We start from the raw sequence: 11517 nt of genomic DNA, 5'->3' as shown, positions 1-11517 counted from the left end.
GAAGGCTTGTTTTTTTATTTTTGCTCTTTGACTGGACTTTCAGGCTGTTCATTCGGTTTTTTCACAGGCTCTTTATTTTTAAAAGAGTCCTGACTCCCTTTATCCTCATTAGATTCTTTGTGTGGTTTCGAACTATTATCATGTTTTGTCATACTTCAAACTCCTATGCACCATTTTCAAAAAATATGATGCTTTCATCGCGACTTCTATACTATTTTTGTATTCACTCTTAAGATCTAAATTTGTGACCTTACACATCCAATTCGATATAATACGAATGGAATGAAATATATAAGTCACCACGCACGCCCAATCTTTAGGTTAATTTTAAGAATGCTGATGTGATTTCAACTTTTTTGCATCAAATGATGGTGTAAATCGATATTTAAATAACACCCATTTTGTTGTTTTTTATTTGTGCTAAATTGCAACAATACCTGAGGAAAGATGAATGAATAAACCCATCATCATGTTCGACATGGATGGAACCCTACTCGATCTTGCTTTTGACGATTTAATTTGGAATCACAAACTCCCTGAGCGACATGCCAAAACTCATCAAATCAGTTTAGAACAGAGCAATCAAATTCTATTTAAATTTTATCAAGATCATAAGCACACGCTCGATTGGTATTCTACGCGCTTTTGGACAGCCAAAGTCGGCGTTGATACCTTTCAGCTTCAACACGATCACAAAGAATTCATCAAGCCGAGACAGGGATGCATTGCGTTATTATCAAGCCTTAAGCAAGCTGGATACCGAATGTGGTTAGTCACCAATGCTGATGAAAGAGGTTTGGCATTGAAAATGAATCAAGTTGACCTCACCTCTTATTTTGAAGTGATGATCAGTAGCGAAACGATCGGTTTTGCTAAAGAGCGTTTTGAATTTTGGGATCAATTACAGAAAATGCACCCATTTGAACCTCGTCACTGCGTTCTCGTTGATGATACAGCGGTAGTACTCGAAGGTGCTAAATCTTTTGGTATCGAACACCTGATCACAATTACCCAACCATCTAGCGCTCAACCTGAGCGCGAAAGGTCTAAACTTCAGTATCCTGCAATCAATGATCTAAGATCATTAATCCCCTATTTAGACCAAATTAACCATGAGAAAGAAATGAATGTCAAAACAGCATGAAACTAAAATCACAGATTCAATGCGAATTGATAAGTGGCTTTGGGCAGCACGCTTTTTTAAAACCCGCTCAATTGCCAAGGCAGCAATCGAAGGTGGTAAAGTTCATCACAACAATGATCGCGTTAAAGTTTCCAGAGAAGTACGTGTAGGAATGGAGTTAACGATTCAGCAGGGATTTGAAAAGAAAACCGTCATTGTGAAAGCATTATCATCTGTACGAGGCGGGGCACCTGCTGCACAATTACTCTATGAAGAAACTGAAGTCAGTATCGCGCGTCGTGAGTTGCTTTCTACACAAAGAAAATTGCATAATCTTGCACGACCAGATCATCGTCCAAGCAAAAAAGATCGACGTGATATTACAAGATTCCGTCAACAAAATGGTCAGCAATATGACGAAGTTTGGTCATACGATGATGAATAAGTTAAAGCGACAAATATTGTCGTTTTGAAGTTTAAAATTATAGAACAGTCCTATTTTTTCTGTCACTATAATGCCGTGGACATTAGACTTAATTAAAGACATCCACTTAAGTTATCAGTGATTTACATCGTTTTGAGGTTATGAGATGGATGATAATAAAAGCAAAGCACTGAGTGCTGCTTTAAGCCAAATTGAAAAACAATTTGGTAAAAATACGGTAATGCGCCTTGGTGACAATACTGTTCAAGCTGTAGAAGCTGTATCTACAGGTTCTCTTACATTGGATATCGCACTAGGTATTGGTGGTTTACCTAAAGGCCGTATTATTGAAATTTATGGTCCAGAATCATCAGGTAAAACCACCATGACACTTCAAGCGATTGCGCAATGTCAAAAAGCAGGTGGTACTTGTGCATTTATCGATGCTGAGCATGCTTTAGATCCTCAATATGCTCGCAAACTTGGTGTAGATATCGATAACTTATTGGTGTCACAACCTGATCACGGTGAACAAGCACTAGAAATTGCAGATATGCTGGTCCGATCTGGCGCTATCGACTTAATTGTTGTCGATTCTGTAGCAGCCTTAACCCCTAAAGCCGAAATTGAGGGTGAAATGGGCGACTCTCATATGGGTCTACAAGCGCGCTTGATGAGCCAAGCATTGCGTAAAATTACAGGTAATGCAAAGCGCTCCAACTGCATGGTGATCTTCATTAACCAAATTCGTATGAAAATTGGTGTCATGTTTGGAAGTCCAGAAACCACTACTGGTGGTAATGCGCTCAAATTCTATGCTTCTGTACGCTTAGACATTCGCCGTATTGGTCAAGTAAAAGAAGGTGATGAAATAGTTGGTTCTGAAACACGCGTTAAAGTGGTGAAGAACAAAATGGCACCTCCTTTCCGTGAAGCATTATTCCAAATCATGTACGGTAAAGGTACAAATCAGCTTGCTGAATTGGTCGATCTCGCTGTACAACAAGAACTTGTTCAAAAAGCTGGTGCTTGGTATTCATACCAAGGCAACAAGATTGGACAAGGTAAGAACAACGTGATTCGTCACCTTGAGGAAAATCCTCAACTTGCACAAGATCTTGATCGCATGATTCGTGAACAGTTGTTAACCACAGCGACACCAGCCCCAACTGAAGAAAATGACGAAGAAGCAGATTTATTTGAAGTATAATTTTTCAAAAATTTGAAATCGAAGCGCCCAAATTCTGGGCGCTTTTGTTTAAGTGCATGGATTTAAAATGTCAGAGAAGTTTCCCAAGTTCATTCATTATGAGCAATTAAAATCAATAATGAATGAAGATGAACCTCAACATCTCATCAATGATCAACACTCGACTAGTCAACACCTAACCGATCAAGCACCAGATGAATGTGATTTAGATGATACTCATTCATCAGTTCTAGCACAGAATAAAGGCTTAACAGGGACTCGTTTGAGATCGTATGCATTTGCAGTCTTAACTCGCAAAGAATACTCAAAAAAAGACTTAATCGATAAACTTGCTTTGTATGCACAAAATAAGGAAGAGGTTTTGAGCTTAGTTGATGAGCTAGCGCGAGAAAATTATCAAAGTGATGCTCGCGTTGCAGAAATGACGGTACGCAGCCAATTACGTAAAGGAAAAGGTCCAAATCGAATAAAGCTAGCGCTTAAAAGCAAACACGTTGATAAAGCGTTGGCTGAACCAGAAATGGAAGAAATAGATTGGTATGAACAAGCATACTTATTGAAGGTCAAAAAATATGGCTATGAAGTTGCTCAGGACGCAAAATTAAAAGCAAAACAAATTCGCTTTTTACAATATAGAGGCTTTGAAATGGATGCGATTATGAAAGCTATAAAAAGAAAAGAGAATGGAGAATAAGAAATAAAATTATTATAATGGTGGCAACCCTACTAGCAAAACTCCGGCACATCATAGTTCTGATACCGTTGCTACCTTCCGGTCCTGGCGGGGTTCTCAGAGTACAATTGCGAAGCCACCAGCAGGGCTACCATTGCAAGAACAGAGTATAGAGATTTTTAACGATCTTGCAATACCATAATGGGCTTTAAAGGCACTAAAAAAGTTCAAGTGAATATTTACTAATCTATTAACAACAAACTTGATATTTTTCATCTAAATAACTTCAACTTAAATTTCTTCATTTATACAGTTTCATTGTAAATTTATATTGATTTTAAATGCTATGACGTTTTTAATGATCTGATTATTAAGAATTGAAAATACTCAAAGTTCAAATTTGAGTATGGATACAAATGGAATAATGAACATGCTCAATAAGCGTACTTTTCTTGCACTAGCATTGATGAGCTCAACATCAGTTTTTGCCAATATTCCTATCGAATCAAAAGGATTAAGCCAAAATTCAAGTTTGAACCAAACAGCAGTCGCAGTGAATAACACCGCTACCGCTCCTACCAACACCAGTTGGCAACTTATCCAACAAAATCAACGCTTAGAAAATCAAATTCGTGCACTTCAAGGCAAATTAGAAGAACAAGAACATCAAATTAATCAACTGACCAACGAATTAAAAAATCGCTATACAGATCTAGATCAAAGATTAGAACTCCTCCAACAAAAAATTGATCCTGTTGAAAAGTCCAATGCCGAAGATTCTAATGCCGCACCACCCGCTCCCAATGAGCCAACTGCACCAAACACTAGCACTAACTCAAATACCACAGCATCACAAAATGCAACGAACTTGAATCAAACCAACCAACAAGAACTTGATAAAGCAGCTTATACAGTTGCCTTAGATGCATACAAACAAGGTGGCGCAAAAAAAGCTATTGCACCTATGCAAAACTTTGTACGTAACAATCCAAATAGTGTGTATACAGGTAATGCCTATTTTTGGTTAGCTGAGTTCAATTTAGCAATTGAACCACCCAATTATGAAGAAGCAAGAAAACACTATGAAACTGTCGCTTCGAAGTTCCCAAATTCAGGAAAAGCAGCTCGATCTTTGTATCAGCTGTATAGCATCGCGAAAGATGTAAATAAAAATGTTCAAACTGCTGAAATTTACAAAAATAAATTATTAAGCACATATCCTGACTCAGAAGAAGCTGGATATTTCAAAAAAAGTTAAATAAAAAAGACATCATAAGATGTCTTTTTTTTATGTTAGCAAAAGCCCTTAACGAACAATACCGCGTTTAGATTCATTCAGAGAATCTATAAGGAGCTGTGCTTCAGAAACATTTGGTAGAATTTCAGCAGTAATCTGCTCAATGGCTTGTTGTGTCGTCAGACCACTTTTATAAATCAACTTAAATGATTCTCTCAAACCATTGATTACATCTTTAGACCAACCCTTACGACGCATACCTTCTACATTCATTCCAAATGCATGCGCCGGATTACCAGACACCATCACATAAGCAGGAACATCCTTCAAAATCAATGATGCTCCACCAATCATGCTATATGAGTCGATTTTACAGAATTGATGAATACCGGAGTTGCCACCGACAACAACGAAGTCACCAACATGCACATGACCTGCGACACCAACATTGTTTGCAAAAATGTTGTTATTACCCACCACACAGTCATGCGCAATATGCGTATTCACCATTAAAAGGTTATTACTACCAATTTTAGTAATACTTTGATCCTGCACTGTACCGCGATGCAGACTGCAATGCTCACGAATTTTGTTGTTGTCGCCAATCTCAAGCCAAGTTTCTTCACCAGCATACTTAAGATCCTGACACACCTCACCCACACTGGCAAATTGGAAAATTTCGTTTGATTTACCGATGCGAGTATATCCACCAACCACCACATGAGAATGTAACACTGTCCCACTATCAATCGTCACATGAGGACCAATAATCGAATAAGGACCAATTTTTACATCAGAAGCAATCGTTGCCGTAGGATCAATAATTGCTGTAGGGTGGATTAAATCACTGTTACTCATGCTTGCTCTAATTTCTGATGAGAAATAATAATTTCAGCTGTCGCTGCAATTACACCATCAACGCTCGCACTACAAAGATACTTGTAAATACCACGTTTCTGCATTACAAGCTCTGATTTTAACACGAGTTGATCACCAGGAACGACTTGTTTTTTAAAACGAACTTTTTCAGCGCCAGCAAAAAGAAAAAGTGAACCAGGTTTGGGTTTTTCATTGTTCATGATAAAGCCAAGAACGCCAGAAATTTGTGCCATCGCCTCAACGATTAAGACACCCGGCATGATTGGATAACCTGGAAAATGACCTTGCATAAACTCTTCATTTATGGAGACATTTTTAAATCCGACAATTCCATTCTCAGTCACTTCTGTAACACGGTCTACCAATAGAAATGGATAACGATGCGGCAAATATTCACGAATAGTTTGAATATTCATCGGCAATTCAGGAATTGAAAAAGATAAAGTAGACTCTGTCATATTATTTACGCAATTTTAAAGTTGATTCGATTGACTCTAACTGAGCCTGCATATCATCTATTTGTTTGACTAATTTGGTCAATGGCACATCTGCTAATTGTCTTAGACGAACAACTGTTCGTTTCCAACGAGAATTTTCGAGCAATCCCATTCCTGAAGAATATGTACCAGCTTCTAAAATGCTACCTGTGACCATTGACATTCCAGTAAGCGTTACATTATCTACAATTTTTAGATGTCCTGAGATACCACAAGCACCTGCAAGGATACAGTTTTTGCCAATCACAGTACTGCCCGCGATACCGCATTTTGCAGCAATCGCAGTATTTTCACCGATTTGAACGTTGTGTGCGACTTGCACAAGATTATCAATAATCACACCATCATGAAGTATAGTGTCATCCAAAGCGCCACGATCAATACTACAGTTAGAACCAATTCTGACATCATTTCCAATTTGAACAGACCCGAGTTGAGCAATTCGGTTCCACTTACCTTGATAAGGAGCAAAGCCAAAACCCTCTCCGCCAATTACGGTATTCGCATGGATACGAACACGTTTAGCAATTTTAGATCGACCCGTAATCGTGACATGCGAATCAATGAAACAATCCTCACCGATTTCAACATACTCATCAATTTTAGTTTGCGAATGAATTACTGTATTTGAACCAATCACTGCATGTGGGCCAACCACAACGTAATGACCAATGTATACATTATCTCCTATCATAGCACTCGGATCGATTACTGCGGTGGCCTCGATACCACGTTGCACAGTTTTAGATTCAAACACATGAGTTAAAATCGCGAAAGCAAGATACGGATTTTGTACGACAATAAAATTATTATGCTGATTAAGCTGAGCCTGCATCTCAGAAGTGACAATTAACGCACCTGCTTGAGATGAAATCGCTTCGTCTAAATACTTATCAGAATTTACAAAAGAAATTTGGTTTGAGTTCGCTTGAGTTAAACTTGCAAGACCCTCTAGCAACAGATCTGCATCACCAATAACTTGGCCTTGTACAAGTTTGGCCAAGTGATCGAGACGAAATTGATTTGATTTCATTGACTATTTGATTGCATTAACCTTTTGAATCATTTTAGCAGTTAAATCGTATTTTGGGTCATATGCCAAGGCAGCATTTTTATTTAAAACTAAATCAAGATTATTTTCTTTGCGCAATTGTTCAGCAACTTGTTTAATTCTTGAGTCAAAAACTTTGTTTGTATTTTGAATGGTGCTTTGAACACGTGATTGAACAGTCTGTTGCAAAGATTGAAATTCGTTCATCTTCGTTTGATATTGAGAGGATAGTTGCTGGGCATTAGATTGATTGGCTTGAGCTGATTTAGCCAAAGCTTCAATTTCTTTACCTAACTGTTCCAACTTTACCGTTTGCGGTTTAATTGTCTGCTCAAGCTGAGTATTCTGCTGCTTTAAATACGTGCTATTTTCTACCACTTTTTCTAAATCGATTACCCCATATCCTGCTGCATGTGCAAAGCCAACTACAGATGTGAGTAAAGCCGTTGATATCATTGTTTTAAATATATTCATTATTATTCCTTTTAAGGCAAAAGGCCGTACTAGAAAGTACGACCAATTTCAAATTGAACAGACTTAGTTTCATCACCAGGCTTATCATTCAGTGGGTACGCATAGCTTAATGATAGTGGACCAATCATCGTAATCCATGTGAAGCCTACACCAACACTATAACGCATATTTCCGGCATCGAAGCCAAAGTTATCTTTACAGTACTGTCTAGCATCGAATGCCGTCGGATTGGTTGCGCCAAAATAAATATTTCCAGTAGGTACGTCACATTGAGTGTCGAACACTTGAGCACCTTCTGCAAAAATAACAGGACGGACCTGTCGCGCCCAGTCGCCTTTAAAAGGAACTGGTAAGATTAATTCAGTGCCAAATTGAACTAATGCATTACCCCCCACCTCTTCAGGGTTTCTATCTTCTCTAGTTAGAGCAGCATCTGTAATACTCGGATATTTTGGACCTAATGTACTATTATCGTAACCACGAACAGACCCATAACCACCAGCGTAATAGTTTTTATAGAATGGTAAATCATTACCGAAACCTACCTTACCATAACCACGCCATACAAAATCCTTTCCTAAAGGAATAAAGGCTTGAGTATCGTATGTTACCTTCTGATATTCAACATCACTACCCGGCAATGCAATCTCTGCATTAACACGATGAGACATACCCGACGTTGGGAAGCGTGGATTATTTAATGTGTTATAAGACCAACCTAAATTTAAACTATAAGTAAAGAAATCACCTTTAAACTCATTACCGTACTCAACTTCAGGTTCAGAGCAAGGTTCATAACCAATTACATTACCGTTATCATCTTTAATTGGCTCTAAGTCGACTGGACAATACTTACCAGTACTTGTTTCCCTACCACCATTGGCAAGTAAATAATCACGTACATAAGTAGAAACAAATGGACCAGTCGTTACTTCAGTTTGATCAATATTAATACCAGCACTTAAGCTCTGATTCTCATCAATTGGGTAACCAAAGCTCAGACCACCACCGAAGCTATCTGTAACATAATTGTTAACGTTATAATCTTCGTCTAATTTCGTCTTACGATAATAGAGATTGTAACCACGGCTGACACCATCAATTGTAAAGTATGGATCAGTAACACTTAGGTTATAATAATCTTGTGTCTCAGAACGAGAAAGATCAATCGCTACCCGGTTACCTGTACCTAAGAAGTTAGTTTGACTTAAGCCTGCTTGGAATGTGATACCACCATTTTGCGAATAACCAACAGCTAAAGTACTTGATCCTGAGTGTTGTTCTTCAACAGCGATATTCAAATCGATTTGATCAGGCGCTCCTGGAACACGTACAGGCTTAACATCAACTTTGCTGAAAAATCCAGTACGCATCAAACGGACTTTTGAAAGATCAATTTTTTCATTACTCGCTAATGCACCTTCCATCTGGCGCATTTCACGACGTAAAACCTCATCAGCAGTCTTGGTATTACCTGTAAAATTAATACGTCTAACCATAACTTGCTGACCCGGATTGATGTAATAATTCAAATTAACTTTTTTTGTTTCATTGTCAATTTGAGGCACAACATTAATTTCCGCATAGTAATAACCAGCATTACCATACTTACGCTGTAATAACTGTTTTACTGCATTCACCAACTCTTGTGAGTAAGTTGCATCATCTTTATAAATCTTTAGTGCACGAAGATCTTCGTCTTTATATAAAGCATCACCTAAAAATTTGGTTTCACCAAATTTAAATTGCTCACCCTCATTCATTGAAACTTCAATGAAAATATTTTTTTTATCTTCACTGATATTCAAATTAGAGTTGGTAATTTCAAAATTGATATAACCTTTATTAAGGTATAAAGCTCTTAATGCTTCAAGGCTTGCTGCCATTTTTTCACGCGCGTAGCGATCATTTCTGGAAATGACAGATAACCATCCGCTTTCCTTGACAGCAAAGACTTGCTTAATTTCATCGTCTTTAAATACAGTATTACCAATTAAATTAATTTCAAAAACTTTAGCTGGTTTACCTTCAATGAAATTAATATTGACATCTACACGGTTATTAGCTTTTGCAACAGTTTCAACCTGAATATCAGCATTGTAGCGACCTTGTTGTGAATACTGTTGTTCAAGCTCGGTTTCTAGCGTCTGAAGTGCAAATTTAGTGAGCACCTCACCTTCAGCTAGACCCATTTTCTTCAAGCCCTCTTCCAAGGCTTCTTTTGGAATGAGCTTATTACCCTTGAAATTGATTTTAGAAATAATAGGACGTTCAACGACTTTGAAAACCAAAACATCGTTTTCTTTGAAAGCTTGAATATCATCAAACGAATTAGAGGCATACAACGCACGGATCGCATTCGCAATCACTGGATCATTAATGCGATCCCCAGCATTCACCGGTAACATTGCGAGTACATTAGCTTGCGTTAGTCGAACTAATCCATCAACACGCACATCCCGCGCGATAAACTCGTCTGCTGCATATACTTGTTGTACTGCTGCCATTGCGCTAACGAGTGCCAATGGCATAAATAAATGTTTGTGCTGCATGCCTATTGTTTTCCAGTAAGTTAATTATCCATCTATAACGCTTATAAACGCATAAAATCATTAAATATTGCGAGAAACATCATACTTCCCAGCAACACCATACCAATTTTTAATCCAACCAATTGTATTTGTTCAGAAACAGGTTTACCACGAATTAATTCAATTATGTAATAAACTAAATGCCCACCATCCAACATCGGAATCGGAAGCAAATTTAATATCCCCAAACTCACACTCATTAATGCCATAAATGAAATGAAAGTTTGCCACCCCATTTCAGCACTTTGACCTGCAACTTTAGCGATCGTAATTGGACCCGAGAGATTATCCAACCCAATCAATCCACGAATCATTTTGACAATTGAGCCTAAGATCATAGATGATAATTGACCCGTTTTCTCAACCGCAACCACAAAAGCTTCCGCTGGATTATATTGAATTGTATGCTTATATTCAGCAGGAATATTGATCTGACCAGATTGAGCTTGAACTCCCAACATTCCTGTCGTATTCCCCATATTATCGCGCTTCCCTTGGGGCATGACCTTTAATTGAACGATCTCGCCTTGACGCATCACCTCAATATTCAATAGTTTTTCTGGTGATTTTTGTACTATATCAACAACTTCAAACCAATCGTTAATTTTTTTATTATCAATCGCGACAATTACATCACCTTCTTTCATCCCTTGGCGTATAGCAGCACCATCTTCAGATAATTTATGCACAACTGGTTGAATATGAGGTCGATATGGTAAAAATCCCAAGATTTCCAAAGGTGATTGAGACTGATCTTTTAGAAATTGCTGAATCGGTAAATTAAAAGTTTGTACCTGACCATCACGATCAGCTTGAATTTGAATCGTACCAGTTTCACCTACGCGATCAATCAGCGCATAATTCAATTTTTCCCAAGTTGGCGTCGCAGTTCCATCCACAGCTATGATTTTATCACCAGAACGCATCTCTACTTGTTCGGCTGGCGTATTTTCAATCACTTTACCAATTCGAGTGTTTAATTGTTCTTGTGCTGGTAAGAATAGAATCCAAAAAAGTAAAACAGCAAAAATTAAATTAACAAGTGGCCCCGCAGCAACGATTGCTATACGTTTTAAAGGGGATTGCCGATTAAACGCATACGGTAAATCTTCCGCACTTACATTACCTTCACGCTCATCCAGCATTTTTACATAACCACCTAAAGGTAATGCAGAGAGCTGATATTGGATACCCGATTTTTTAGAGGTCCACTTTAAAACTGTTGGACCAAATCCAATTGAATACACAAGAACCTTAACGCCAAGTTTTCGTGCTACCCAGTAATGTCCAAATTCATGAATTGCAATCAATGGACCTAGAAGCAAAATAGCCGCGACGATAATGAAAAGTATATTCAT

The 11517-nt window shown here is 38.0% G+C and carries 12 protein-coding genes and 1 other RNA gene; 5 read left to right on the top strand and 8 right to left on the bottom strand.

All coding sequences use genetic code 11. The features are described 5' to 3' along the window. Window positions 1-14: 14 nt before the first annotated feature. Window positions 15-152, bottom strand: a complete 138-nt coding sequence (locus AC1M84_RS05820) for a hypothetical protein (protein WP_179998085.1) — start codon at window positions 150-152, stop codon at window positions 15-17. Between the two features lie 299 nt (window positions 153-451). On the opposite strand from AC1M84_RS05820, the gene AC1M84_RS05815 reads away from it, so the two are divergent. The 4 genes from AC1M84_RS05815 to AC1M84_RS05800 all read left to right on the top strand — a co-directional run bounded on the left by AC1M84_RS05815 (window position 452) and on the right by AC1M84_RS05800 (window position 3451). Next, window positions 452-1144 carry an HAD-IA family hydrolase gene (locus AC1M84_RS05815; protein WP_481588189.1) on the top strand — a complete coding sequence of 231 codons (693 nt, stop codon included), beginning with the start codon at window positions 452-454 and terminating at the stop codon, window positions 1142-1144. Next, window positions 1128-1568 carry an RNA-binding S4 domain-containing protein gene (locus tag AC1M84_RS05810; protein WP_481594607.1) on the top strand — a complete coding sequence of 147 codons (441 nt, stop codon included), beginning with the start codon at window positions 1128-1130 and terminating at the stop codon, window positions 1566-1568. Before AC1M84_RS05815 ends, AC1M84_RS05810 begins: the two co-directional genes overlap by 17 nt. A gap of 145 nt (window positions 1569-1713) precedes the next feature. Further along, the gene (gene recA, locus AC1M84_RS05805) at window positions 1714-2757 is read left to right on the top strand and encodes a recombinase RecA (RefSeq protein ID WP_035263652.1); all 1044 of its coding nucleotides are present in this window, start codon (window positions 1714-1716) and stop codon (window positions 2755-2757) included. Window positions 2758-2824: 67 nt separating this feature from the next. Further along, the gene (locus AC1M84_RS05800; protein ID WP_481594606.1) at window positions 2825-3451 is read left to right on the top strand and encodes a regulatory protein RecX; all 627 of its coding nucleotides are present in this window, start codon (window positions 2825-2827) and stop codon (window positions 3449-3451) included. 27 nt (window positions 3452-3478) lie between these two features. Here the strand turns inward: AC1M84_RS05800 and ffs are convergent. After that, window positions 3479-3575, bottom strand: an RNA gene (gene ffs, locus AC1M84_RS05795) — signal recognition particle sRNA small type. Window positions 3576-3860: 285 nt separating this feature from the next. Here ffs and AC1M84_RS05790 point away from each other — a divergent pair. Continuing rightward, window positions 3861-4688 (top strand): YbgF trimerization domain-containing protein, encoded by an 828-nt coding sequence (locus AC1M84_RS05790; RefSeq protein ID WP_481594605.1) that lies wholly within the window; start codon window positions 3861-3863, stop codon window positions 4686-4688. Between the two features lie 48 nt (window positions 4689-4736). Here AC1M84_RS05790 and lpxA read toward each other — a convergent pair whose 3' ends face one another. Genes lpxA through rseP form a run of 6 tightly spaced genes read right to left on the bottom strand, consistent with a single transcriptional unit; the run spans window position 4737 to window position 11517 of the window. Beyond that, window positions 4737-5525, bottom strand: coding sequence for an acyl-ACP--UDP-N-acetylglucosamine O-acyltransferase (gene lpxA, locus AC1M84_RS05785; protein WP_035263657.1), 789 nt, complete (start codon window positions 5523-5525; stop codon window positions 4737-4739). After that, entirely contained in the window at window positions 5522-6004 is a 483-nt protein-coding gene (gene fabZ, locus AC1M84_RS05780) for a 3-hydroxyacyl-ACP dehydratase FabZ (RefSeq protein WP_035263658.1), read from the bottom strand. Before fabZ ends, lpxA begins: the two co-directional genes overlap by 4 nt. A 1-nt stretch (window position 6005) precedes the next feature. Next, the gene (lpxD, locus tag AC1M84_RS05775) at window positions 6006-7076 is read right to left on the bottom strand and encodes a UDP-3-O-(3-hydroxymyristoyl)glucosamine N-acyltransferase (RefSeq protein ID WP_092766345.1); all 1071 of its coding nucleotides are present in this window, start codon (window positions 7074-7076) and stop codon (window positions 6006-6008) included. Window positions 7077-7079: 3 nt separating this feature from the next. Then, the gene (locus AC1M84_RS05770; RefSeq protein WP_481594604.1) at window positions 7080-7568 is read right to left on the bottom strand and encodes an OmpH/Skp family outer membrane protein; all 489 of its coding nucleotides are present in this window, start codon (window positions 7566-7568) and stop codon (window positions 7080-7082) included. A gap of 29 nt (window positions 7569-7597) precedes the next feature. Then, window positions 7598-10120 (bottom strand): outer membrane protein assembly factor BamA, encoded by a 2523-nt coding sequence (bamA, locus tag AC1M84_RS05765; protein ID WP_481594603.1) that lies wholly within the window; start codon window positions 10118-10120, stop codon window positions 7598-7600. Window positions 10121-10161: 41 nt separating this feature from the next. Further along, window positions 10162-11517 carry an RIP metalloprotease RseP gene (gene rseP, locus AC1M84_RS05760; protein WP_481594602.1) on the bottom strand — a complete coding sequence of 452 codons (1356 nt, stop codon included), beginning with the start codon at window positions 11515-11517 and terminating at the stop codon, window positions 10162-10164.

Source organism: Acinetobacter sp. 24-47-66, assembly GCF_056779755.1.
This window is presented reverse-complemented; position numbering and strand designations above follow the sequence as displayed.